This window comes from Williamsia limnetica (genome assembly GCF_003217475.1).
Lineage (GTDB): Bacteria > Actinomycetota > Actinomycetes > Mycobacteriales > Mycobacteriaceae > Williamsia > Williamsia limnetica.
This window is the reverse complement of record NZ_QJSP01000003.1, coordinates 355,192-379,504: the sequence shown is the minus strand read 5'-3', so window position 1 is coordinate 379,504 and position 24,313 is coordinate 355,192. Positions and strand designations below refer to the sequence as shown.

Below are 24,313 nucleotides of genomic sequence, written 5' to 3'. Positions count from 1 at the left end.
AGGGATTGATCGTGGCAGATACGTATGTGGTGATCGGCGCGACCGGCGCTCAGGGAGGAGCTGTCGCAGCAGCTCTGCTGAGCCGGGGACTGCCGGTGCGGGCGGTGGTGCGCCGGCCCGATTCGGCAGGAGCGGTGCGTCTCGCCGACCGCGGCGCAGAGCTCGCAGTGGCCGACCTCGACGACCCGCAGTCGCTGGCGGTCGCGTTCACCGGTGCCGCCGGCGTGTTCGCCCTGACGACGCCGTTCGAACGCGGCCCCGAGGAAGAGGTGACGCAGGGGCGGTCGATCATCGAGGCCGCCTCGAGCGCGGGTGTCGGACATCTGGTGTTCTCGTCTGTCGCCAGTGCCGATCAGCACACCGGGGTTCCGCACTTCGAGAGCAAGGTGGTCGTAGAGGCTGCGCTCGCCGCGTCCGGGATCCCGTACACGATCGTCGGACCCACGTACTTCTACGACAACCTTCTCGGCGGTCTCGAGCAGATCCGGGAGGGCGTACTCGACCTCCCGGTGCCTGCCGATGTCCCACTGCAGCAGTTGTCGCGGCGCGACCTGGGGGAGTTCGTCGCGACTGTCTTCGCCGATCCGCAACGATTCCTCGGGGCCCGTGTCGATATCGCTTCCGACAACCCGACGCCGACCCAGATGGCCGCATCTCTGACACGCCGGCTCGGTCGCGAGGTGCGACTGCACACCGGTGATCCGGCTCAGATCGAGTCGGACGACATGCGCGCGATGTTCACCTTCCTCTCGTCGACCGGGTACTCCGCCGACCTCGCCGGGCTGCGAAAGCAATATCCCGAGGTGGGTTGGCAATCGTTCGACGACTGGGTCGACCAAGCGCTGTGAGCGCGGGGCAGCTGCGGATCAGGGCACTTGACCGAGGGCTGCGAGTGGCTCGTTCTAGAGTCGTGGGATGACGTTGCGAAGTTCCTGGGCCGAAGACACTCGGCTACCCGGGGATCAGGTGGCGCCGATGCTGCGGTCGCTGGTGGCCGATCCGTCCTCGATAGACGATCGGCAATGGGCCGTACTGCTGGGCGCACAGGGCGCTGAACTGGACGAACTCTGCGCCCTCGCGGACTCCGCGCGCCGCGACGTCGTCGGCGACGAACTGACATTCGTCGCAAATCGCAACCTGGAAACCGGTGCGGTGATCGGCTCCGGATCATCGGCGTCTGTCGAGGATCTTGTCGCCGAGGCGTGGGAGCTGGGCGCGACCGAAATCTGTCTGCAAGGACCGGTGCCGCAGTCCGAATCTGCAGACGCCTATCTCGGGCTGGTCCGCCGGATTTCGGCCACCGCCCCCGACATGCACCTGCACGCGTACCGGGTACCGGAGGTCCGCGATGCTGCCAACAGACTGGCACTCACGCCGCGCGAGTTCCTGGAGGCAGCCCGCGACGCCGGCGTCGGGACGGTGCCCGGAACCGCCGCGCAGGTGCTCGACGACGAAGTACGCGGCGTCCTGACCCCGGACGGTCTGTCGGTGGCGGAGTGGGTCGAGACCATCACCACCGCCCACGGCATCGGCCTGCGATCCACCGCGACGATGCTCTACGGCCATGTCGAGACACCGGCGCAGCAAATCGCGCATCTACGTCTGCTCGTCGACATCCAACGGCGCACCGGTGGCTTCACGGAACTGATCCTGATGCCGATGCTCCCGGAGAATGCCCCACCGCACTTGCGGGCCCAGGCCGTGCGCGGCCCCTCGCTCGACGAGACGCGGGCACTGCATGCCGTGGCGCGGTTGCTGACCCTGGGCGCCATCGATCACCTGCAGGCCGCGTGGACCAAACTCGATGAGGTCGCGCTGGACGCCGTGCTCCGCGGGGGCGCCGACGACGTCGGGGGCGTGCTGATCGACGGGCGTCTGCGGCCGGACGCCGGACCCGAGAGTGGCAGACAGCTGGTACCAGCGCAGGTAGCCGAGATAGCCGGGGCTCTGGGCCGCACCACACGTCAGCGCACCACGCTCTATGAGACGGCCCCAGACGATCGACAAGCCGTTCTCCAGAAGGTGTTCGCGTGAACGGCCGCTTGCCTGCGTACGTCGACGTCGCGATCGTCGGCGCCGGATTTGCCGGGCTGGGCATGGCCATTCGCACTGCCAGGCGGGGCAGCGAGAGTTTTGTCGTCCTCGAACGCGGTGACTCGGTGGGAGGCACCTGGCGTGACAACCGGTATCCGGGCGTCTCGTGCGATGTTCCCGCGCACGTCTACTCCTACTCGTTCCGCCCTCCGGGCGACTGGGATTCGCTGTTCGCCGACGGCGCGGCGATCCACGACTATCTCGAGCGAGCTGCCACCGACGAGGGGATCCGTCCCCACCTGCACTTGAACGTCGACGTCACCGAGACCCGGTGGCTACCCGACGAACTCTGCTGGGCGGTGTCGAGTACCGCGGGTGAGTTGCGGGCGCGGGTGCTGGTCGTCGCTGTCGGTCGGCTGGCGAATCCCATGGTGCCGGACTTCGCCGGGGTCGAGTCGTTCCCGGGCAAGGTCTTTCATACCGCCCAGTGGGACGGTGATGCACCGATCGACGGTGCCCGGGTGGGTGTGGTGGGCACCGGCGCCTCGGCGGTTCAGTTGGTCCCCGAGCTCGCGCGGCGGGCGGGGGAGTTGGTTGTGTTCTCTCGATCGGCCCCGTATGTCGTGCCTCGCGGGGACCGGCAATACAGCGAAGCCGAACGAGAACACCTGCGGGTCAAGGCCAATGCCGACCAGTTGCGGGCGCGACTGTTCTCCGAAGCCGACAAAGCCTTCGCGCAGCGCCGCGGTCTGCACCCCGCGATCGACGAGATCCGCGACCGCGCGCTAGGTCATCTCCACGCACAGGTGAGCGACCCGGGTCTGCGCGCCGATCTGACCCCGAACTACGAAATCGGTTGCAAGCGAATATTGCTCAGCGACGAGTTCTTTCCGACCATGACCAGTTCCCATGTCACGCTCGAGCCGTCGGCGTTGGCGGAGTTCGACGGATCGCGGGCCGTCGCTGCCAGCGGTAGGTCATTCGAGCTCGACACGGTGGTGCTGGCCACCGGGTTCGAGGCCGCCCGCCCGGAGTTCGCCACCCGCATCGTGGGTGTCGGCGGTGAGCGACTGTCCGAGCACTGGCAGGCGGGCATGGTCTCGTATGCGTCCACCGCAGTCAGCGGATACCCGAACATGTTCGTCCTGGACGGACCCAACGCCGCGCTCGGCCACAACTCGGCGATCTTCATGATCGAGACACAGATCGACTACGTCCTCGGGGCGATGGATCACCTGAGCGCCGGCGGGCCGATAGCGCTGGAGGTGATGGCCGCTGCCGAACAGGCCTACACGCGGGAGATCGACGAGCGCAGTGCGTCGACGGTGTGGCTCAGCGGTTGCAGCAGCTGGTATCTGGATCCACTCAGTCGGCGGCTCACGCTGTTGTGGCCGGGGACCGGACAGTCCTTCCGTGACCGCAACGGGACCTTCGATCCCTACCACTATGAGCGCGTCTGGGCTCCGGACTGGGTGGACCTGCCGGTCAGTTGACCACCGGCGATGTCACATTTTCGAGGGCTGTCTCGTCTCCTCGGTAGCGGCGCACCAGGCGTCGCCAGAGGGAGGTGAACCACGATGGCACGGATTGCGGCAGTAACCCCGGACCAGGCCGGCTTGATGGTGAAAGCAACCTACCGCTACGCCGCACGTAGATTCGGTTCGGTACCCGAACCGATGGCTGTGTTCGCACATCACCCCCGTCTGCTGATGGCCTTCGGGCTCAGCGAGACCGCGGTCGAGAGGGCGTCGACGGTGTTGCCGGCGAACATTCGTGAGATCGCTGTCTACCGGGTGGCCTGGACGGTCGGGTGCTCCTGGTGCGTCGACTTCGGGGCCATGCTCCAACGTCTCGACGACCTCGATGTGGAGCGACTCGAGCACATCGCCGACTACGAGACCTCACCGCTGTACAGCGACGACGAACGCGCTGTGATCGCCTACGCGGATGCGATGACGACGACCCCGATGACGGTGACGGACGACCAGGTCGCTGATCTGCAGCGGCGGTTCGGGAACAAGGGCGTCATCGAGCTCACCTATCAAATAGGGGTGGAGAACCAACGCGCCCGCACGAACGCGGCGTTGGGCATCACCGATCAGGGTTTCTCGACCGATTCCTGTCGCGTGCCCTGGGCGGAGTCGACCAGCTGATCCGGCTGGACTGCAGCGAGTTTGACCGGATCGGCTATGTCGTAGATGGCTGCCACCCGTCCGTCCTTGACGACGTAGCTGATGGCACGGGGAGGTGAGGCCCGGCGGTCACCGAGGGCCTCCCACCCGGTGCTGTACGAACCGAGTTCGCCGTTGATCCGGACCGGGATCTGATCGGTGAGTGTCGCAGCTCCGTCGTAACGCCGCACCAGTCCGAACAAAAAGCGGGCGACAGCGACGGCGCCGTGGATCGGCTTGACGGCGGTCGGGGCGGTACGGTTCGCGTCTCCGACGATCATCGCCTCCGGATCAAGCGCCGCCACAACGGCACCCATGTCGCCGGACATCAATGCCGCGACGAGGCGACCGATGGCCTCGGCTTGTTCGGAATCGGGTACCGGGGCCGGTGCGGCCGAGACGATCCGGCGGGCGCGGGAGGCGAGTTGCCGGGCGGCAGGAACCTCGATGCCCAAGATCTCGGCGACCTCGGCGAAGGGGACGGCGAACCCGTCGTGCATCACGAAGGCCACTCGCATTGCCGGGCTGAGGGTTTCGAGGACGACCATCGCTGCGTACCTGCTGTCTTCGGCCGCGACGACCGCATGCAGGGGGTCGCTGAACTCCGGCGCGAACGATGTCACGATCGGCTCCGGTAGCCACTGGCCGATGTACTGCTCGCGTCGAACGGCCGCGGACTTCAACCGATCGAGACAGATTCGGCCGACGACGGTGGACAGCCACGCGCCCAGGTCATCGATGGCGTCGACGTCGCTGTCGGCCAGCCGAAGCCAGGTCTCTTGAACCGCATCCTCGGCGTCGCTGATGCTGCCGGTGATGCGGTACGCCACCGCCAGCAGTCGTCTGCGCTGATCTTCGAACTGATCCGCGAGCGCAGCCATGGTGTCGATGGTAGTTCGCCACGTCGTCGAGGGCGAGGCCTTGGTGGCCCCGCCCTCGACCTGACCGTCGCCTACTTGTTGCCGAAGTAGCTGACGTCGTCGTTGCCGATGAGATCGGGCACGGTCCAGCCGTCCAGGTCGTATTCGGCGAGGCATTGCTCGGCGAGACCTTTCATCTGGTCTACGCCACCACGATTCTGAGCTGCGAACAGCAGTTCGGCCTTGACGTTCTCGTGGTTGCCCGAGTAGTTCCGTTCGTACAGCTCGTGGCGTCCTCCGAACTCGGAGCCGATCGAATCCCAGAGCGCCTTCATGACTTTGACCCGGTCGACGGCGGTGATGCCATCGGAGCCGCGAACGTACTTGTCGAGATATGGCCGGACGTCGGGGCTCTTGAAGTCGGCTGCGCCGGAGGGAAGGTAGATAAGGCCGGAGGCGACGTCCTGTTCGATGATCTCCTTGATACGCGGGTAGCCCTGCATCATGAACATCCGGTAGGTCAGGCCGTACTCGAGACGGGGGATCACGGTGTCGCCGATCCATGGTTCCGGGTTGTGGGCCATCGCGTCGGTCAGGGTCCAGAAGAGGTTGCGCCAACCGATCACCTCACCGACCCTGGTCTGCACCCCGCGGAAGCCGCCGGACCCGGTGGCGTCGAGAGCCTTCATGAGCAGGCCGGCGATGAAGTCGAGCTTGACGGCGAGGCGGGTGCAGCCCTGGAAGGTGAAGCGCGGCAAAAACCCTGATTGCGGGAAGAACGCGTTGATCTTCTCGACATCGCCGTACATGAAGACGTTCTCCCACGGCACCAGCACCTTGTCGAAGATGAAGATGGTGTCGTTCTCGTCCATCCGGCTCGAGAGCGGGTAATCGAAGGGCGTCCCCATCACGGCCGCATTCTGGGTGTAGGACGACCGGCAGATCAGCTTCACGCCAGGCGCATCCATCGGCACCGTGCAGATCAGCGCGAACTGCTTCTTCTTGATGGGCAACCCGTAGTGCGCGATGAAGTTGTAGTTGGTGATCGCGGACCCGGTGGCGACGACTTTGGCGCCGGACACGATGAGGCCGGCATCGGTTTCCTTCTCCACCTTCATGAACACGTCACCGACCTCGTCGGGCGGCAACTGGCGGTCGACCGGGGGATTGATGATCGCGTGGTTCCAGTACAGGACCTTCTCCTGCGATTCGCGATACCACCGTTCGGCGTTGGCCTGGAAGGGTGAATACAGCTCTTTGTTCGCGTGCAGAGTGCCGAGGAAGCTGGCCTTGTAGTCGGGCGAGCGTCCCATCCAGCCATAGGTCTTTCGGGCCCAGGTCGCAATTGCGTCGCGCTCTTTGATGAGGTCGGCAGAACTGGTCGAGGCCTTGAAGAAGGGCATGGTGACGCCGCCGTTGCCGGTGTCGGTGGGAACCGTCACCTTGTCGACGTCGGGGCCGGTGTGCATGGAGTCGTACAGCCGCGCGGTCATCCGGATGGGGTTACGGAATGCCGCATGGGTGGTGACGTCTTTGACGCGTTCGCCGTGGAGCCAGATTTCGCGGTCGTCGCGTAGTGACTCGATGTACTCGTCGCCGGTCATCGGGCGCGACGCGAAGTTCTTGGTGTTGTTGGCCGGATGGTCGGCGGCGGGGTTCACCTGCATGGGGTCGACATCGAGCGGTGCGCTTTCGCGGTCTTCGACAGTGGTCATGGTGTCTCCTTTATCGAGGGGTCGGACTCAGATGATCTGAATTGAGATGTAGGGGAACGAAGCTGGTGTCGGCGTCGAACCAGCCCCGGTGTGGGTCGTCCATGGACCCGAGCCACGCCGAGCTGGCGGACGTCGGTCCGAGTTCGTGGAAAGAGCTGCGGTAGTAGAGGAGCGGGTTCTTGTCGGTGGTCTCGGCGGCGACGATCTCACCGATGAAGATGAGATGGTCACCGCCGTCGTACTCGGCCCAAGCCTCACAGGACAGCGTGGCTGCGGCCCCGCACAGCACGGGGGCGGTGGGCCCGTCCGCCCAGACCGGACCGGGCGCGCTGGGCCGACCCGCGAAGTGCATTGCGATGTCGACCTGGTCGGCCGCGAGGATGTTCACCGCAAACGGGGCGCCACCGAGAAAGCCGCACGCTTTCGATTGCCGGGTCATCGTGACCTGGCACAGTCGCGGTTCCATCGAGATCGCCGTGAACGCCGTGACTGTGGCGCCGTGGGGCTCACCGTCGGCGTTTGTGCAGGTGATGACGGTGACCCCGCTGGCAAACTGGCCGAAAATGTTTCGCAGATCGCCCTTGTTCATCGTCAACGCCTCCTTTCGGATCGCCAGAATGTGGTGTAGAACACTATTGCGGCCCGGCGGCCACAGCGCGATCCGCCAAACGCGGAGGCCATCCGGCAAGCGCGGCGAGATTCGCGGTGCCGGATCACGGAGTTCGAGGAGGTGTTCTGCGATGCAGACTCACGCCGACGCGGACCGGCCACACGACTGGGATGAAGCGTCCGAGGTGGTCTCGGACGCCTACTTCCCGCACGTGCTGACGCCGCTGAGCAAGGGCAGCAACGCCGACCACATGGTTGTGAACACCGTCGACCTCGGACCGATCAGAATCGCTCGAATCGGCTGGGGTGCGGAGGTTTCCATCGAGACCGATCATCCGGGCGCGTACGCCATCAACATTCCTCTCGGTGGCCGTCTGGAGTCGCGCACGGCCCGCGACAGCGTCGTATCCACGCCGGGGCTCGCGACCGTCAATCCGCCGGACACCCCAACGCTGATCACCCGCTGGAGTAGCGCATGCACCATCGTCGGGGTTCGGATCGACCGGGACCATCTGCACCGCGAGCTCGGTCGAGTGATGGCCCGCCCCGATGTTCGGTTACCGGCACAGATCGATTTGCGTGCATCTGCCGGTGCAGGGTGGCTGCGGATGGTGCGTGCGGTCCACGCTGAAGCTGATGATGAGGGGCTGTGGCGCAACCCGATTGTGGCGCAGCAATTGTCCGGTGCTTTGACAAGTGCGCTCGTGCTCGCTGCCATCGGGGAACCGGATGGCGATCATCAACAGATTCGGCCAAGGATCGTCACGAGGGTCGTCGATGCCGTGCACGCCGATCCCAGTCGTGCGTGGACAGCGGCTGATATGGCCGATGCCGCCGGGGTGAGTGTGCGCCGGCTGCAAGAGGGGTTTCGTGAGTACGTGGGTATGAGTCCCCGTGAATACCTCAACGACGTGCGGCTCGTCCGGGTCAATGGCGAGCTGAGCGATCCCGGCGCCGTCATATCGGTGACCGAAGTCGCGATGAAGTGGGGCTTCACCCACACCGGCCGGTTCGCTGCCTCGTATCGCCGCAAGTACGGCGAGAGTCCGTCGGACACCCTGCGCCGCACCTGACCTCCCCGGAAATGGGTCGTTTTGGCGAGCGAAAGCCCAGGTCAGCGCCGCCAGAACGACCCATTATCGGAGGTCCGGGGTGATGACTTGACATCTCGTGTGACTGGGCGCACAGTGTCTGTACGCAATGCGGCAGTCAAGTACGCAGGGCGTACACAGCCTGACTGGCAGCCCAGCCACTCCCGCTCACCAGGAGATGAACATGACCACCACCGAAATCCAGAACCCCACCGCAGCGGGTTCCGGCTCCGCAGCCACCGACAAATTCAAGAACGAGCGCGTCAGCGCCGACACGTCGCCGGAACGGGTGGCGGCCATCGCGAAGGATGCCCTTGCGGCGCTCAACCAGGTGATCCTCGACCACAACGTGACGTACCCCGAGTACCGCGTACTCAAGCAGTGGCTGATCGATGTGGGTGAGGGCGGCGAGTGGCCGCTGTTCCTCGACGTCTTCATCGAGCACTCCGTCGAAGAGGTGCTCGCCCGCAGCCGTAAGGGCACCAAGGGCAGCATCGAAGGGCCGTACTACGTCGCCGACGCACCGGAACTGCCGTCCGTGTGCGAACTCCCGATGCGCGACGTCGACCGCAAGGAGACCGCGCTGGTCTTCAGCGGTCAGGTCACCGACCTCGAGGGCAACGGCCTCGACAGTGCCATCGTCGAACTGTGGCACGCCGACGCCGACGGCTACTACTCACAGTTCGCCGATCACCTTCCGAAATGGAATCTGCGCGGCAAGATCATCACCGACTCCGAGGGTCGCTACGAGATCACCACCATTCAGCCGGCGCCGTATCAGATTCCGACCGATGGACCGACCGGTGCGTTCATCGAGGCCCAGAACGGTCACCCGTGGCGGCCCGCCCACCTGCACCTGATCGTGTCGGCGGCCGGCAAAGAATCGGTGACCACCCAGTTGTACTTCGAGGGTGGCGAATGGCTCGACAGTGACGTCGCGACGGCCACCAAGCCGGAGCTGATCCTGTCGCCGACCGTAGGTGACGACGGCAAGAACCACGTCACCTACAACTTCACGCTCGACCCGGCAGGAGAGTAGACGGTCGTGCCCGATCTCAAGATCGTCGATGTCGAGACCCGAATCATCGACGTCCCCCTGGTTCGCGCTCACAAGTTCGCGACCACATCGATGGATGCACAACCGATCCTGTTGGTGTCCATTAAAACCGATGGCGGAGTGATCGGGCGCGGTGAAGGTGTGGTCCCCGGCGGACCGTGGTGGGGTGGAGAGTCCGTCGAGACGATGAAGTCGATCGTCGACCGCTACATCGCCCCGGTTCTGCTGGGGCGCACGGTCGACGACGTCACCGGCATCATGCTCGACATCGAACGGGTGGTGGCGCAGGCGCGGTTCGCCAAGGCCGCCGTCGAGATAGCACTGCACGATGCGTGGGCGCGATGCCTCGATGTGCCGGTGCACGCCCTCATCGGCGGTGCGTTCCGGAACAGTGTCGATGTCACCTGGGCGCTGGGTGCAGCTCCTGTGGAGGAGATCCTCGAAGAGGCCGCGGAAAAGCTCGATGCACGTATGCATTTCAGTTTCAAGCTGAAGATGGGTGCGCTCGAGCCCGAGGTCGACACGAAGCGGATCCTCGACATCGTCGACGGATTGAACGGTCGCGCCGGCGTCCGCGTCGACATCAATGCGCGCTGGGACCGCTTCACCGCCTTGAAGTACCTGCCGCGTTTGGCTGACGGCGGCGTCGAACTCATCGAGCAACCGACCCCGGGCGAGCAGATCGATGTGCTCGCGGAGCTGAACCATCTGCTCCCGGTCCCGGTGATGGCTGATGAGAGTGTGTCGACACCGCATGACGCGCTAGAGGTCGTCCGGCAGGGCGCAGCCGACGTGATCGCTATCAAGACCACCAAATGCGGTGGGCTGGCGAAGAGCCGGGAGATCGCGGCCATTGCCAAAGCGGCCGGAATCGCCTGCCACGGAGCCACCTCGATCGAGGGACCCATCGGCACCGCGGCGTCGATCCACTTCGCGTGCAGTGAGCCGGCCATCAACTTCGGTACCGAACTGTTTGGCCCGCTGCTCTTTTCCGTCGAACTGCTGCAAGAACCGCTGCGTTACGCTGACGGAAAGGTCCATCTCCCCGAAGGGCCCGGACTCGGTGTCGAGCTCGACATGGACGTGGTCGACTCCCTGACCCGAGACTGACCCATCCTCCTCGAAAGGACAACACCGTAGTGGCACTGTTTCACGTACGCATGGACGTCGACATCCCGCGTGACCTCGATCCCGAGGAGCGGGCCGAGACCCTTGCGCGGGAGAAGAAATACTCTCAGGACCTGCAGCATTCCGGCAAGTGGGTGCACATTTGGCGGATCACAGGAAAATTCAGCAACATCAGCATCTTCGATGTCGAGACGCCGGATGAGCTCCACGAGATCCTCTGGAACCTGCCGCTGTTCCCGTTCATGACCATCGACGTGACACCGCTGAACAAACACGCGTCGTCGATCAAGTAAGCCCAAGTGGCTTTCGCAAACCCACTCATTCCGGTCAAACCCACGGGTCGCAAACCCCTGGGTTTGACCGGAAAGGGTGGGTTTGTGACGGCTAGATGACCCCGGCCCGGGCGAGGGCTTTCCGGATCCTGGTCCGCAAGACCTGCGGTCTTGTGAAGTCGTCCCACACCCACCGCACCACCGTCAAACCTTCGTCGCGCAAGCGGTCTTCGCGAACCTTCTCTCGGATGACGACGTCAGAGGCACTCTCCCCGGGCCGTCGATTTCTCTGGTACTTGACCTTGCCGTCGAACTCTCCGATGACCTTTCCGTCCCAATCGAAGTCGACACGCGCGATGAGCTTGCCATGCTCGTCGCGGTATTCGGCCTGCAGTACCGGAGCAGGGATCTCACACCACTCGATCATCAACGCTCGACTGACCGATTCGCCCACCGACTCCGAGTTGGCGTCCGCGACATCGAGTGCTTGACGCAAGTTCCCGACACCTTTGGTGCCCGCGAAGCGTGTGGCGATGGACCTGAGTTCGGCGCGGGTGACGCCGAGGCGCAGCGCATGGTCCAGTACTACGACCGCCTGGGCAAAGTTGCCTTGACGCGCGATGTCGCAGGCGGTGAGCGCCAGTTTGGTCAGGAGTACCCCGTCGACGACGGTGACATCGGAGGCGGTCAAAGCCGCTTCGTGCAGGAAGACGTCCCGTCCCCGACGGCCGCCGCTCTTGACGTAGAAGTGGACGCGGCGCTGGTCCGGGGAGTGCTGATTCAGGCCGTGCAACGCCGCGGCCGACGAGTGGCTGACCACACGTTGGGTAGTGCGGCCGGCGACGGCGACGACGAGTTCTCGGTAGGTCTCATCGAAATCCGGATCACGGGTGCTCTCGTCAGGCTCGACAGGTCGGTAGACGCCGCGGGTTACTCGAACCAGCTTTCTGTGTCGACGGGCACGGCGGAGTTCGGTGTCTTCGCCGCCGGCGTTGAGGTGGGTGTTCCGGCGAACCAAGCCGTCGAGATCGGGTCTGAGTTCCATGATCGGATCATTGACGACTCACGAGAGCGAGTTCTGGCGGTTGCTGGGAGAGTTACCCGACTTGTGGATGAGTTTGAGAACTGGGGACAGAGACAAACCCACCAGTTCCGGTCAAACCCACGGGTTCGCGACCCGTGGTTTTGACCAGAACAGGTGGGTTTGCGCGCGGCGCGGGGGTGGATCAGACAGTGGCGTCGACCAGAAGGGTGGCGGCGGTGGCGGACTGGACCTCGTCGAGGGTGACGCCAGGTGCCAATTCGACGAGCTTCAGGCCGTCGGCCGTCACGTCGAGGACCGCGAGATCGGTGATGATCCTTTGCACACAAGCCTTTCCGGTGAGCGGGAGAGTGCAGACGTCGAGAATCTTGGGAGCGCCCTTGCGGGTGACGTGTTCCATCATCACGATGACCTTGCGGGCGCCGTGGACCAGGTCCATCGCACCGCCCATGCCCTTGACCATCTGGCCGGGGACCATCCAGTTGGCGAGGTCGCCGGTGGCGCTGACCTGCATTGCACCGAGTACGGCGACGTCGACGTGGCCGCCGCGAATCATCGCGAAGGAGTCGGCCGAATCGAAGTAGGAGGCACCGGGATTGACGGTGATGGTCTCTTTGCCCGCGTTGATCAACTCCGGGTCGAGTTCCTCTTCGGTCGGATAGGGTCCGACGCCCAGGACTCCGTTCTCCGAATGTAGTTCGACGGAGATGGTGTCGGGCAGGTAGTTGGGGACCAGGGTCGGCATGCCGATACCGAGGTTGACGTACTGGCCGTCCTCGAGTTCGAGCGCGACCCTGGCAGCCATCTCTTCACGTGTCAAACTCATGCGCGCACAGTCCTTTTCTCGATGCCCACATCTACCTTGCCCACGTGGACCACCCGCTGGACGTGGATGCCGGGGGTATGGACCTGATCTGGATCGATTTCACCGGGCTCTACCAGCTCTTCGACCTGGGCGATGGTGATCCGGCCTGCCGTTGCGGCCGGCGGATTGAAGTTGCGGGCGCTGCGCCGGTAGACGAGGTTACCGTGGCGGTCACCCTTCCATGCGTGTACGAGTGCGAAGTCGGTGACGATGCCCTGTTCCAGAACGTATGCGGTGCCATCGAACTCGCGGGTCTCCTTCGGGGGACTCGCTACGAGGACGCCGCCCGAGCCGTCGTAGCGCAGGGGTAGGCCTCCGTCGGCGACAGGAGTGCCGACGCCCGCGGGGGTGAAGAACGCCGGGATACCGGCGCCACCGGCCCGCATCCTCTCGGCGAGCGTGCCCTGCGGGGTGAGTTCGACCTCGAGTTCGCCTGACAGGTACTGCCTCGCGAACTCTTCGTTGGATCCGACGTAGGAAGAGATGGTGCGCCGGATGCGGTGCTCCGCCAGCAGCAATCCGAGCCCGAATCCGTTGGTGCCGCAGTTGTTGCTGACGGTCTCCAGGTCGGTCGCGCCCTGGTCGAGGACGGCGCGGATCAAGATCTCGGGCACGCCGACCAGGCCGAATCCGCCCACGGCGAGTGACGCGCCATCGGGGATGTCGGCGACCGCTGCCGCTGCTGAGGTGATCACTTTGTCGAGCATGTGGACAGACTACCCACCTGTACGCTTATAGTACAAGTGTACGGCAAGCGTACGAACCGAACGGGGAGGTTGAGATGACGTACGAACTCGCCGGCAGTGTCGGCGGCGACGACACCGCGCAGCAGACCATCGTGTTCCTGGGATCCCTGGGCAGCGACCGGACAATGTGGCAACCCCAGATGGCCGATCTCGGAGCGGACCACCGAGTCATTGCTCTCGACATCCGCGGACACGGGGAGTCGCCTGCTCCCGTGGGCCCTTACACGGTTCCGGATCTGGCAGACGACGTGCTGACGACCCTCGTCGGCCTCGGTGCGGGCACCGTCCACCTCGTCGGATTGTCGTTGGGCGGAGCAATTGCCCAGCAGATAGCCCTCGTTGCGCCGGAGCGGGTATCCACCATGACCCTGCTGTGTACCTCGGCCCGATTCGGTGAGCCACAGCCCTGGCTCGACCGTGCCGCAACCGTGCGTGCGTCCGGTACGTCTTCCATCGCGGACGCGGTCGTCGAGAGATGGTTCACGCTCGGTGCGGCTGATGAGGACAGGGACCTGGTCGATCGCGCTCTTTCGATGGTCCAGAACACCGACGACGAAGGCTATGCCGCATGCTGTGAGGCGTTGGCCGAGTGGGACTCCCGTGAAAAGTTACCGTCGATCACCACTGCAACATTGGCGATCGCCGGCGCCCAGGATCCGGCCACGCCGCCGGAACATCTGCAGCTCATCGCGGATCTGGTGCCGGGCGCGCGCCTGGAAATCCTCGATCCCGGCGCACATCTGGTGAACCTCGAGCAATCGAGCGCCGTGTCGTCGCTGATCCGCGCGCACGTGGCCGGTCGATGACTGCTGCGTCCGGTGATCACGTCCAGTCCCTGGCCCGGGGACTCGCGGTCATCCTCGCGTTCGATGTCGATCACCCCCGGTTGACGGTCAGCGAGGTCGCAGGCCGAACGGAGCTGTCACGGCCGGCCGCACGGCGATTTCTGCTGACCCTGCACGATCTCGGCTACGTCGGTACCGACGGTGCCACTTTCTGGCTCACCCCGCGGGTGCTGGATCTCGGCTACAGCTATCTCTCGTCGCTCTCACTCCCCGAGGTCGCCGGGCCTCACCTCGAAGCGCTGGCGGCGCGCGTCCACGAGTCCGCCTCGGTGTCCATCCTCGACGGCGACGACGTGGTCTACGTGGCCCGGGTCCCGGTGAGCCGGATCATGACGGTCTCGATCACGATCGGTACCCGATTCCCGGCCTACGCCACCTCGATGGGCCGCATTCTTCTTGCCGCACTGAGCGACTCCGGTCTCGACGCGCACTTGGACAGGGTCACCCCCGAACCCCTCACCGCCAACACCAAGACCGCGCATGAGGACCTGCGCGAGTCCATCCGCGATGCCGGCGAACAGGGCTTCTGTATTGTCGACGGCGAATTGGAAGCCGGTCTGCGCTCCCTCGCGGCCCCGATCCACGGCAGGGACGGGTCAGTGATTGCGGCCGTGAACATCTCGACCCAATCCGTCCGCTACAGCCTGGAAGCCATACGCGATGACCTGGTCCCCGAACTCCTGCGGACTGCCACCGCCATCACCGCTGATATCGCCCGCACCACCCACTGAGAAATCACCAGGAGAACACCCATGCCCGAAGCCGTGATCTGTGAACCGCTACGTACCCCGGTGGGGCGTTTCGGAGGGATTTTCAAAGATGTTGCACCGCAGACGTTGGCAGCTGCGGTGATTCGCGAGCTCGTGAGCCGCGCAGGTGTATCCAGTGACCAGATCGATGATGTGATCCTCGGTCAGGCGACACCGAACGGCGAAGCGCCCGCCATCGGCCGGATCGCTGCACTCGACGCCGGACTGGGTATCGGGGTGCCAGGCCTGCAGGTTGATCGACGCTGCGGATCCGGACTGCAGGCAGTCCTGCAGGCGTGCATGCAGGTCGCGACCGGAGCCAGTGACCTCATCATCGCCGGTGGTGCCGAGTCGATGAGTCAAGCGGAGTTCTATACCGATTCGATCAGGTGGGGCGTCAAGGGAGCTGGGGTCGAACTGGTCGACCGCCTGGCGCGGGGGCGGGTGACCGCGGGCGGTGAGAACTACCCGGTGCCCGGCGGCATGATCGAGACCGCCGAGAATCTACGCGCGGAGTTCGGGATCAGTCGAGCCGATCAGGATGCGCTGGCGGTGCAATCCCACCAACGGGCCGTCGCGGCACAGAACAACGGGACGTTCGCCGACGAGATCGTGGGAATCGAAGTGCCGCAGCGTAAAGGTGATCCACAGGTGGTGACCGTCGATGAGCATCCGCGGGCAGACACCACCGTGGAGTCGCTGGCACAGCTCCGGCCGATCAGGCTGAAGATCGACCCCGACTCCACCGTCACCGCAGGCAACGCAAGCGGACAGAACGACGGCGCCGCCGCATGCATCGTGACCACGCCTGAGAAGGCTGCCGAGCTGGGGCTCCGCCCGCTGGCACGGCTGGCATCCTGGGCCGTCAGCGGCGTCGAACCCTCCCGGATGGGCATCGGTCCGGTACCCGCGGTGCACAAGACCCTGGGCCGACTCGGCCTCACCCTCGACGACATGGACGTCATCGAACTCAACGAGGCGTTCGCGGCGCAGGCCCTCGCAGTACTGCAGAGCCTGAAGATCGAGGCCGATGATCAGCGGCTCAACCCCAATGGGTCGGGAATCTCGTTGGGGCACCCCGTCGGGGCGACCGGCGCACGCATCCTGGCGACCATGCTGCGCGAACTGGAGCGGCGTGAGGGCCGTTGGGGCCTGGAAACGATGTGCATCGGCGGCGGACAAGGTCTGGCCGCAGTGTTCGAACGTATCGTCTGACCTGATCACACAGGCTTTCGCCCGTGCACAGCGTTGGTCAGCAGCCCGGTGATGCCTGCTGGTGTCACCGGGCGGGGGTTCGGATATGGCTTCGCGGTGGCCAATTCGGTGGCGCGCTCGACGTCGTCGTCCAGGAAACCCAGTTCCGCCAGTGAGGTCGGGCCATCCAGTGACGCGACGAGGTCGAACATCGCGTCAGGTGCCTCGGTGACGCCCATCGCGCCGGCGATGCGGTCCATCACCGCGGGAACCGCGGCGGCGTTGTAGGCGAGTGCATGCGGAAGGATCACAGTGTGCGTCGGCGCGTGGGGCAAGCCGAAGCTGCCGCCGAGCGTATGACACAGCTTGTGATGCAACCCCATTCCGACAGCACCGAGACAACTGCCCGCGAGCCAGGCGGCCTGCAGGAGCGCGGCTCGGCCGTCGAGGTCGTTGCCGTCGGCCATCACCACGGGAAGAGCCCGGGTGATGGAACCGATCGCGTCGAGCGCCATCAGGTCCACGACGGGGTTGGCGTCGTACGAGTACAGCGCTTCGACCGCATGAGCCATGGCATTGATCGCACTTGTCAGCGTGATGTCCGGTGGTAGACCTAGCGTCAGATCGACGTCGTAGACGACGGTTTCGGGAAGGATGTCCACGGACGATCGCGTGGTCTTGAGTCCGTCCGTGGTCTCTCCGAGCACCGGTGTCATCTCAGAACCGGCGTACGTTGTCGGCACGATGATCTGGTCGTATCCGGCTCGCACCGCGAGTGCCTTCGCCAGGCCGGTCGTTGATCCGCCGCCGATCGCGATCACGCAGTCGACATCATGGAGTCGAGCGATGTCGAGGGCGTGCTCGGTGACCTCGGTCGGGGTATGCATCACGGCGTCGTCGAATCTCGCGACAGCGAGGGGACCCAACTGATCTGCGATCGTCGCAGCGAGCACGTTCCATCGCGGTCCGGCGAGCAACAGCACCCGGCTGCGTCCGAGGCGCCGCACCTCGTCTGCGATGGTGTCGACGGTCCCGCTGCCGAACACCACCCGCGACGGCGCAGAGTTGTGCGTGAAGGCCTTCATCGGTTTCCCTTCGAGACGCCCCAATTAGAAGTAGCAGGCAGAGAGGTAGCGGGCAGACGAACGAGGTGTCAGGACGCGATCGACGCGTGCATCTCCCACACGATGATCTCGGCGGCGCTGTCGGTCGTCACGAGCTGACCGCCGCCGCCCCGGACGCGCACGGCATCGCCTTCGCCCAGCGGTCCGACGCCTTCCATCGATGCTTCTCCTCGTGCGACGAACACGTGCAGCAGCGGCGCGTCGGGCAGGGCCACGGGGGTCTGACCGGCCTGCATTCGGGCGACGTGCATGGCCGCGTACTTGTTCTTGATCCGGATCGCCGAATGGTCGACGTATTCGGGCATGCCCGTCGCGACGGGGATCAGACCGCCGGACAACAGTTCTCCGTCGATCTCGAGTTGCTCATAGCCGGGCGTGATTCCCGATTCATCCGGGATCACCCACATCTGGATGAAGTGCACCGGCTCGTCATGCTTGTCGGCAGCCGTTCCCGACATGGTGTCCAGGCGCCAGGAGTCGTTCTTCTCCGAGTGCATGATCCCGGTGCCCGCGCTCATCCGCTGAGCGAGTCCGGGATAGATGACCCCGGTGTGTCCGATCGAGTCCTGGTGAACCAGCGATCCCTGCAGAACCCAGGTGACGATCTCCATGTCGCGGTGGGGGTGGGTGTCGAATCCCTGCCCGGGGACGACGATGTCGTCGTTGTTCACCACCAGCAGGCCATGGTGGGTGTTCTTCTGGTCGTAATGGTGGCCGAAGGAGAAGGAGTGCTTGGAATCGAGCCAGCCGGCGTTCGTCTTGAATCTGTCGTCGGCGCGGCGGACGTCGAAGTGTGCGGAGGTGGTCGGAGCGGTCATGTCAGAGGGCCTTTCGTACAGGAACGAAGAGTCAGAGGACGTGATTGCCGTACATTTCGCCGAGGGGGTCGGCGATGAGTTCGAGGCGTGCGCCGTCGGGGTCGCGGAAGTACAGCGAGACCTCGCTGTGCTCGATCAGTTCCACTCCGGCGTCGATCAGCTTGGTGCGCAGCGCTTCCCACCGGGTGGGCTCGACGCTTATGGCCACGTGATGCAGCCCGCCGAGGACTTCCTGGTACGGGCCGACGTCGAGGCCGGGGAAGTCGAAGAAGGCCAGCAGGTTGTTGTTACCGATGTCGAAGAAGAAGTGCGACGACCCCGGGTAGTCACGGTTCTCGATGAGTTCTGTGAGGGGGAACTCCAGCAGGTCTTGGTAGAACCGCACGGTCTGCTCGACGTCGCTGCTCACCAGGGCGGTGTGGTGCAGCCCGCGAGCCGATGACGCCGGGCGCGTCGACGGGTCTTTGAGGTACTGGTCGCGGATCCGGTCGCGCTGGGCGGCGAACTCTTGCTCACGCTGTTCTTCGGCTGCGGTGGTCATGGCTCGCCTCTGTCTCTCCGGTCGAAAACTAGTTGCTTTGTCAACGACCTCGACACTACTCCATCTGGTTGCTTTGTCAACTACTTTCGATATGCTGGTGCTCGTGAATGAAACCCGCTGGCTCAGCGACGACGAGCACGAGGCCTGGCGCGCCTATCTTGATGCCACCCGGCTGTTGCTGCGGACGCTCGATCAGCAGCTCACCAGGGATTCAGCGATTTCGTTCACCGACTTCGAGCTGCTGGTGATCCTGTCGGAAGCGCCCCAGCGCAGGCTTCGGATGCGCGAGTTGGCCGATGCGATGACCACCACGCGAGGCGGTGCCACCCGTGCAATCGGACGTCTGGTCGACGCCGGGTGGGTCCAGCGTGTGGAGTGCGAGGACGACAAGCGGGGCATGATGGCCGAGCTGACCGAGGCGGGTGTCGACAAGCTCGCTGCTGCCAGTCCCGGACATGTGGACCAGGTGCGTCGCAGCATGTTCGATCTGCTCTCCGATGGCGATGTGGCGGTGCTCGGGCGGGCCTTCGGCGACATGCGCAAGCAATTCATCGGCGGCGACGGCCAAGCCACCCGCTGAGGTCGGGGCGAGGTCGCGACACCAGGGCGGAGGATGCCCGACGAAGCTGTCCGCAGTGCGTACGGTGTAACCGCAGAGAGTAAGGGGACTGGCGGTGACCGACAGCGCTGAGTCGGCCGCGGGGGGCGACCGCGACCGTGACTACATCCAGAGCATCGAGCGTGGATTCGCCGTGCTCCTGGCGTTCGATGCGTCCCGTCCCAATCCCACCCTCGCCGAACTCGCCGCCGTGACGGAGCTGTCTCGGCCTGCGGTTCGGCGGATCCTGCTGACGCTGCAACGACTCGGGTACGTCACCGGCGCCGGCGGCCGGTGGTCCCTGACTCCACGGGTCCTCAGTATCGGACAGCACTACACGGCGTCGCATTCTCTTGCGGACACAGCTATGCCCCACCTGCTGCACATCGTCGAGACCGTCCACGAATCCGCGTCACTGGGCGTTCTTGACGGCGCCGACGTCGTCTACGCGGCGCGCGTACCGGTCCGCCGGATCATGAGCATCAACGTGTCTGTGGGAACCCGCATTCCGGCCTACGCGACCTCCATGGGGCGGGTTCTGCTGGCCTGGGCGGGACCGGACGTCGTCCGGTCGGTGGTGGCCCAGTCCGATTTCGACAGCCACCTCACCCCGACCACGGTGTCGTCGGGCGCCGAACTCGAACGCGAGTTGGATGTGGTTCGGCGCCAGGGTTACGCACTCACCGCACAGGAACTCGAGGTAGGCCTGATCTCGGTGGCCGCACCTGTCCGGGACGCGAACGGTGTGGTGGTCGGGGCGCTGGCCTGTTCGACCTCGTCGGCCCGCGCGACGCCGGATGCCTTCGAATCGGAGGTGGCTCATTTTCTCGTGGATGTCGCTGCGGACTTCAGCGCCGATCTCGGCGCGCGTCACTGAGCTGTAGCTTTCAAGCATGCATGTCATCGACAGCCTCACCAGCGGCGGGAAGTTCCCAATGTTCTTGCTGTTCCTGTCGTTCCTGGTGACCTTCATCGTGACCCGGACCATCACCCGAATGATCCGCGCAGGCAAGGGCCCGTTCAAAGACAACGTCTCGGGCGGCGTGCACATCCACCACTCGATCCCAGGCATCATCCTGACCATCGTCGGTGCCTTCACATCGGTCGGTGTGGACGGGCATTCGCCGTGGGCCGAGGTGAGCGCGGTGATGATCGGGATCGGCTCGTCGCTGGTGCTCGACGAGTTTGCGCTGATCCTGCATCTGAGCGACGTCTACTGGTCATCGCAGGGACAGCTGTCGGTGCAATTGGTGTCGCTGACCATCGCACTTCTCGGCCTGGTCCTGCTCGGCGTGAACCCGGTCGCCGAGACCACGGGGTTCACGGGAGGACATGCCGCAGTCCTGGCGTACTTGCCGGTCCATATCGTCGTCCTGCTCGTGTGCGTGGAGAAGGGCAAGTACTCGACGGCAGCGATCGGGGCGTTCATCCCACCGGTCGCGTGGGTGGGGGCGGCTCGACTTGCGCGTCCCAGCTCTCGGTGGGCTCGCAAGCGTTATACGGCAACAAAACAGGAGTCCGCCCGCCACCGCGCCGACCGCTTCGACGAGCGGTTCGGGCAGTGGGGGCTCGACATCGAGGACCTGGTGGCGGGCAAACCGACGGCGGCGGAGAAGTCGGCGACGTGACTATCCGATGTTGACGCCGTAGTCGCGAGCGATACCGGCCAGACCGGACGCGTAGCCCTGGCCGATGGCCCGGAACTTCCACTCCCCGCCGCGGCGGTAGATCTCGCCGAACACCATGGCGGTCTCCGTCGACGCGTCCTCGCTCAGGTCGTAGCGGGCCAGTTCCCGACCGTCGGCCTGATCGACGACGCGGATGAAGGCGCCGTGCACCTGCCCGAAGCTCTGTCCGAGTGAGTCCGCCTCGTGGATGGTCACCGGGAATATGATCGACTCGACCTCCGGGGAGAGTGCCTTGAGGTCGACTGTGATCGACTCGTCGTCTCCCTCGCCCTCACCGGTCCGGTTGTCGCCGGTGTGCTCGATAGCGCCATCGGGCGAGCGAAGGTTGTTGTAGAACACGAAGAAATTGTCGTTGACCACCCGCTTGCCGGAGTTGATGCCCAGTGCGCTGGCATCGAGGTCGTAGTCGGCGCCGGTGGTCGAGCGCACATCCCACCCGAGACCGACACTCACCGCCGTCAGGTTCGGTGCCTCTTTGCTCAGTGATACGTTTCCGCCTTTGGCCAAACTGACTGACATCTTTATCGTCCTCCGTCGATCGATATGGACTGTGCTCGGTGATCAGTCACTCAAGCCTACCGATGGCGTGGACTCGACGGATTACAGTCGAAAGCATGCGCATCGACCTCAGCGGCAAAACAGCATTGGTGACCGGCTCGAGCCAAGGCATCGGATGGGCCATCGCGAAAGGCCTCGCCGAGGCCGGAGCGAAAGTCGCGATCAACGGCAGGAATCCGGCGAAGGTCGATGCTGCGGTGCGCGACATACGGACCCACGTGCCGGACGCCGATCTCGTCTCGGCGGCCTTCGACGTCACGACGTCCGACGGGGTGGACGGATTGCTCGGTGAACTCCCGGGCGTCGACATCCTGATCAACAACCTTGGTGTCTTCGGCGCCGAACCGGCTCTGGAGATCTCCGATGACGAGTGGCGCCGTTACTTCGAGGTCAACGTCCTCGCCGCCGTGCGTCTGATCCGCGCCTACCTGCCGGGTATGACCGAAAGTGGTTGGGGTCGTGTCCAAAACATCGCCAGCGATTCCGCCATCGTGATTCCCGAAGAGATGATCCACTACGGGATGTCGAAGACGGCTCTGCTCGCTGTCAGTCGGGGTTTCGCGAAGGAAGCGGCCGGAACGGGCGTCACGGTGAACTCGGTGATCGCCGGTCCAACACATACCGGAGGCGTCGAAGATTTCGTCTACCAACTCGTCGACGGAAATCTGTCATGGGACGAGGCGCAGCGCGAGTTCATGCGGCTGCACCGCCCACAGTCGCTGTTACAGCGCTTGATCGAGCCGGAGGAGATCGCGAACATGTGTGTCTACTTGGCGTCGACGCACGCGTCAGCGACAACCGGTGCAGCATTGCGCGTCGACGGTGGATACATCGATTCCATCGTGCCCTGAGGGTCCGTCCACCGTGCCGATCCAACCGCTGACCGTGCCGAAATTACGGTCGAGTGGGGTGGCCGGCGTTGGCAATCGCGCTGTATCGATCACGCAGGTCACGTTTGAGGATCTTACCGCTCGGGTTCTTCGGTAGGTCGTCAGCGAAGATCACGAACTTGGGAACCTTATACCCCGCCAGGAGCTTCCGGCATTCTGCTACGACCGTGTTCTCGTCGAGTCCGGCTTCCGGAGTCGGCACGATGACGGCCGCGATGGCTTCGATCCAGCGAGGGTGGGGCACGGCGAAGACGGCCGCCTCCCGTACCCCCGTGATGCCGAAGAGCACTTCTTCGACCTCGCGGCTCGCGACGTTCTCCCCGCCGGTCTTGATCATGTCTTTCTGGCGGTCCACCACCCAGAGATATCCGTCGTCGTCGAGATAGCCGAGGTCACCGGAATGGAACCAGCCGCAGCGGAAGGCCTCGGCGGTCTTGTCCGGCAGGTTCAGGTAGCCGACGGTCGCCTGCGGACTGCGGTGAACGATCTCGCCGACCGTGCCGGCCGCCACGGGTTCGTTGTTCTCATCGACGATCCGGGTTTGCACGTTCAGGGCGGGACGTCCTGCCGAACCGCCGCGTGTTGTCTGGTCTTCCGGGCCGAGAGCTGTTGCCAAGGAGGCCATCTCGGTCTGTCCGTAAAAGTTCCACAACTGCAGTCCCGGCAGCACGGTTGTCATCTCCCGCAGCACCTCGGCGGGCAAGGCGGAAGCGCCGTAGTAGCCCTTACGCAGCGATGCCATGGCGTTGGGGGTGAAATCGGGCGAACGCAGCAACGAGATCCACACCGTCGGGGGACAGAATAGTTTAGTCGCCTGCTCGGCGGCGATGGTGCGCAACAGGATTGCCGGATCGGGCCGGTCGACGATGATGCTCGTGGCGCCGAGGAAGATGTCGGTGCTGAGGAAGTTGTCGAGCTGGGCACAGTGGTAGAGCGGCAGCGAGTGTACCTCGACGTCGTCAGCGGTCATGCCGCCGGTGATGATGCAGCTCATGTACTGCCACATGAGGGATCGGCTCGTGTGCATCGCGCCCTTGGGGCGGGACTCCGTTCCGGAGGTGTACATGATCCGGATCAGATCGTCGTCGGCGACGACGGTCTCGGGTGCGGGGTCGCTCGGCGCCGCTGACCACTCGCTGATGGACGTCCAGGCCGAGTCCTCGGCCGGCTGGGTCGGGGCACTCAAGGGAATCGACAGGTGCAGGCGGACGGTGACGTCGGCTGTCGCCTCGGCCAGTGTCGCCGTCGGAACCAGGGCGTCTTCGGCCACCAGCGCGTCGGCTCGGCAATCGGCGAGGATGTAGGCGACCTCGGGAGCCGTCAACATGAAGTTGATGGGCACGACGACGACCCCGATCCGGGCCGCGGCGAACACCACCACCGGGTACTGCCAGCAATTGTGCGACAGCAGCGCCAACCGGTCGCCCTTGCGCAGGCCGTCGCGGTACATCGCCGCAGCGAACCGGTCGATGGCGCCGTCGAGTTCGGCGTACGTCAGACGCACGTCGCGGTGGACCAGCGCGACCTTGTCCGGGTAGCGCGCGGCAGAACGGCGAGGGATGTCGCCGATCGCCTGACTACCGGCGATGCCCATCGGATCTGTGGATGGGTCGGTCATGGTCAAGAACCTTTCCTGTGGGCGATCTACCGGTCAGTGAGAGCGGGCAGGGCTATCTGAACAACGGATCAGTACTGGGGGACCGCCGGGAGTACTCTCG

At 64.8% G+C, this 24,313-nt stretch carries 26 protein-coding genes; 15 read left to right on the top strand and 11 right to left on the bottom strand.

Translation table 11 applies throughout. The annotated features are described in order from the left end of the window. Positions 1 to 11: 11 nt before the first annotated feature. From DFR67_RS06890 to DFR67_RS06875, 4 genes are all read left to right on the top strand, one after another. The gene (locus DFR67_RS06890; protein ID WP_245937777.1) at positions 12 to 848 is read left to right on the top strand and encodes an NmrA/HSCARG family protein; all 837 of its coding nucleotides are present in this window, start codon (positions 12 to 14) and stop codon (positions 846 to 848) included. Positions 849 to 915: 67 nt separating this feature from the next. Then, positions 916 to 2,034, top strand: a complete 1,119-nt coding sequence (locus DFR67_RS06885) for an FO synthase (RefSeq protein ID WP_110468642.1) — start codon at positions 916 to 918, stop codon at positions 2,032 to 2,034. Then, positions 2,031 to 3,527, top strand: coding sequence for a flavin-containing monooxygenase (locus tag DFR67_RS06880; protein ID WP_245937776.1), 1,497 nt, complete (start codon positions 2,031 to 2,033; stop codon positions 3,525 to 3,527). Before DFR67_RS06885 ends, DFR67_RS06880 begins: the two co-directional genes overlap by 4 nt. 84 nt (positions 3,528 to 3,611) lie before the next feature. Then, the gene (locus tag DFR67_RS06875) at positions 3,612 to 4,187 is read left to right on the top strand and encodes a carboxymuconolactone decarboxylase family protein (protein WP_110468641.1); all 576 of its coding nucleotides are present in this window, start codon (positions 3,612 to 3,614) and stop codon (positions 4,185 to 4,187) included. Here the strand turns inward: DFR67_RS06875 and sigJ are convergent. The 3 genes from sigJ to DFR67_RS06860 all read right to left on the bottom strand — a co-directional run bounded on the left by sigJ (position 4,133) and on the right by DFR67_RS06860 (position 7,369). Continuing rightward, positions 4,133 to 5,086, bottom strand: coding sequence for an RNA polymerase sigma factor SigJ (sigJ, locus tag DFR67_RS06870; protein WP_110468640.1), 954 nt, complete (start codon positions 5,084 to 5,086; stop codon positions 4,133 to 4,135). The two genes, DFR67_RS06875 and sigJ, sit on opposite strands and share 55 nt — an antisense overlap. 71 nt (positions 5,087 to 5,157) lie before the next feature. Continuing rightward, a complete protein-coding gene (locus tag DFR67_RS06865) occupies positions 5,158 to 6,780 on the bottom strand; it encodes a 4-hydroxyphenylacetate 3-hydroxylase family protein (RefSeq protein WP_110468639.1) in 1,623 nt (540 codons plus the stop codon). 10 nt (positions 6,781 to 6,790) lie between these two features. Next, positions 6,791 to 7,369, bottom strand: coding sequence for a flavin reductase family protein (locus DFR67_RS06860; protein ID WP_110468638.1), 579 nt, complete (start codon positions 7,367 to 7,369; stop codon positions 6,791 to 6,793). 151 nt (positions 7,370 to 7,520) lie between these two features. On the opposite strand from DFR67_RS06860, the gene DFR67_RS06855 reads away from it, so the two are divergent. From DFR67_RS06855 to catC, 4 genes are all read left to right on the top strand, one after another. Further along, positions 7,521 to 8,462 (top strand): AraC family transcriptional regulator, encoded by a 942-nt coding sequence (locus tag DFR67_RS06855; RefSeq protein WP_110468637.1) that lies wholly within the window; start codon positions 7,521 to 7,523, stop codon positions 8,460 to 8,462. A 202-nt stretch (positions 8,463 to 8,664) separates the two neighbouring features. Then, positions 8,665 to 9,519, top strand: coding sequence for a catechol 1,2-dioxygenase (gene catA, locus DFR67_RS06850; protein ID WP_110468779.1), 855 nt, complete (start codon positions 8,665 to 8,667; stop codon positions 9,517 to 9,519). A gap of 6 nt (positions 9,520 to 9,525) precedes the next feature. Then, entirely contained in the window at positions 9,526 to 10,647 is a 1,122-nt protein-coding gene (locus DFR67_RS06845) for a muconate/chloromuconate family cycloisomerase (RefSeq protein WP_110468636.1), read from the top strand. Positions 10,648 to 10,676: 29 nt separating this feature from the next. Next, positions 10,677 to 10,958, top strand: coding sequence for a muconolactone Delta-isomerase (gene catC / locus DFR67_RS06840; protein WP_110468635.1), 282 nt, complete (start codon positions 10,677 to 10,679; stop codon positions 10,956 to 10,958). Between the two features lie 91 nt (positions 10,959 to 11,049). Here the strand turns inward: catC and DFR67_RS06835 are convergent, their stop codons facing one another. The 3 genes from DFR67_RS06835 to DFR67_RS06825 form a co-directional block, all read right to left on the bottom strand. Beyond that, positions 11,050 to 11,982, bottom strand: coding sequence for a type IV toxin-antitoxin system AbiEi family antitoxin domain-containing protein (locus DFR67_RS06835; RefSeq protein ID WP_110468634.1), 933 nt, complete (start codon positions 11,980 to 11,982; stop codon positions 11,050 to 11,052). 181 nt (positions 11,983 to 12,163) lie between these two features. After that, positions 12,164 to 12,805 carry a CoA transferase subunit B gene (locus tag DFR67_RS06830; RefSeq protein WP_110468633.1) on the bottom strand — a complete coding sequence of 214 codons (642 nt, stop codon included), beginning with the start codon at positions 12,803 to 12,805 and terminating at the stop codon, positions 12,164 to 12,166. Then, entirely contained in the window at positions 12,802 to 13,551 is a 750-nt protein-coding gene (locus tag DFR67_RS06825; protein WP_110468632.1) for a CoA transferase subunit A, read from the bottom strand. The genes DFR67_RS06830 and DFR67_RS06825 overlap by 4 nt, the downstream gene beginning before the upstream one ends. A 74-nt stretch (positions 13,552 to 13,625) precedes the next feature. Between DFR67_RS06825 and pcaD the strand changes: the two genes are divergently transcribed. Genes pcaD through DFR67_RS06810 form a run of 3 tightly spaced genes read left to right on the top strand, consistent with a single transcriptional unit; the run spans position 13,626 to position 16,399 of the window. Beyond that, complete coding sequence (pcaD, locus tag DFR67_RS06820; protein ID WP_110468631.1) at positions 13,626 to 14,396, top strand: 3-oxoadipate enol-lactonase; 771 nt, start codon at positions 13,626 to 13,628, stop codon at positions 14,394 to 14,396. Continuing rightward, the gene (locus tag DFR67_RS06815) at positions 14,393 to 15,166 is read left to right on the top strand and encodes an IclR family transcriptional regulator domain-containing protein (RefSeq protein ID WP_110468630.1); all 774 of its coding nucleotides are present in this window, start codon (positions 14,393 to 14,395) and stop codon (positions 15,164 to 15,166) included. The genes pcaD and DFR67_RS06815 overlap by 4 nt, the downstream gene beginning before the upstream one ends. A 21-nt stretch (positions 15,167 to 15,187) precedes the next feature. Then, a complete protein-coding gene (locus DFR67_RS06810) occupies positions 15,188 to 16,399 on the top strand; it encodes an acetyl-CoA C-acetyltransferase (RefSeq protein ID WP_110468629.1) in 1,212 nt (403 codons plus the stop codon). Positions 16,400 to 16,404: 5 nt separating this feature from the next. On the opposite strand, the gene DFR67_RS06805 is transcribed toward DFR67_RS06810, so the two are convergent. The 3 genes from DFR67_RS06805 to DFR67_RS06795 form a co-directional block, all read right to left on the bottom strand. After that, positions 16,405 to 17,463 (bottom strand): maleylacetate reductase, encoded by a 1,059-nt coding sequence (locus DFR67_RS06805; RefSeq protein ID WP_110468628.1) that lies wholly within the window; start codon positions 17,461 to 17,463, stop codon positions 16,405 to 16,407. Positions 17,464 to 17,531: 68 nt separating this feature from the next. After that, a complete protein-coding gene (locus tag DFR67_RS06800) occupies positions 17,532 to 18,320 on the bottom strand; it encodes a pirin family protein (protein ID WP_110468627.1) in 789 nt (262 codons plus the stop codon). Between the two features lie 31 nt (positions 18,321 to 18,351). Further along, positions 18,352 to 18,861, bottom strand: coding sequence for a VOC family protein (locus DFR67_RS06795; RefSeq protein WP_110468626.1), 510 nt, complete (start codon positions 18,859 to 18,861; stop codon positions 18,352 to 18,354). A 103-nt stretch (positions 18,862 to 18,964) separates the two neighbouring features. Here DFR67_RS06795 and DFR67_RS06790 point away from each other — a divergent pair, with 103 nt between their 5' ends. From DFR67_RS06790 to DFR67_RS06780, 3 genes are all read left to right on the top strand, one after another. Further along, complete coding sequence (locus DFR67_RS06790) at positions 18,965 to 19,441, top strand: MarR family winged helix-turn-helix transcriptional regulator (protein WP_110468778.1); 477 nt, start codon at positions 18,965 to 18,967, stop codon at positions 19,439 to 19,441. A 94-nt stretch (positions 19,442 to 19,535) separates the two neighbouring features. Further along, positions 19,536 to 20,336 (top strand): IclR family transcriptional regulator domain-containing protein, encoded by an 801-nt coding sequence (locus DFR67_RS06785; protein ID WP_110468625.1) that lies wholly within the window; start codon positions 19,536 to 19,538, stop codon positions 20,334 to 20,336. Positions 20,337 to 20,352: 16 nt separating this feature from the next. Beyond that, entirely contained in the window at positions 20,353 to 21,087 is a 735-nt protein-coding gene (locus DFR67_RS06780) for a hypothetical protein (RefSeq protein ID WP_110468624.1), read from the top strand. Here DFR67_RS06780 and DFR67_RS06775 read toward each other — a convergent pair whose 3' ends face one another. Next, positions 21,088 to 21,666 carry a TerD family protein gene (locus DFR67_RS06775; RefSeq protein WP_110468623.1) on the bottom strand — a complete coding sequence of 193 codons (579 nt, stop codon included), beginning with the start codon at positions 21,664 to 21,666 and terminating at the stop codon, positions 21,088 to 21,090. It abuts the gene before it with no gap. A gap of 95 nt (positions 21,667 to 21,761) precedes the next feature. Here DFR67_RS06775 and DFR67_RS06770 point away from each other — a divergent pair, with 95 nt between their 5' ends. Continuing rightward, positions 21,762 to 22,556 carry an SDR family NAD(P)-dependent oxidoreductase gene (locus DFR67_RS06770; RefSeq protein WP_110468622.1) on the top strand — a complete coding sequence of 265 codons (795 nt, stop codon included), beginning with the start codon at positions 21,762 to 21,764 and terminating at the stop codon, positions 22,554 to 22,556. 43 nt (positions 22,557 to 22,599) lie between these two features. Here the strand turns inward: DFR67_RS06770 and DFR67_RS06765 are convergent, their stop codons facing one another. Beyond that, the gene (locus tag DFR67_RS06765) at positions 22,600 to 24,213 is read right to left on the bottom strand and encodes a fatty acyl-CoA synthetase (RefSeq protein ID WP_110468621.1); all 1,614 of its coding nucleotides are present in this window, start codon (positions 24,211 to 24,213) and stop codon (positions 22,600 to 22,602) included. Positions 24,214 to 24,313: the final 100 nt, after the last annotated feature.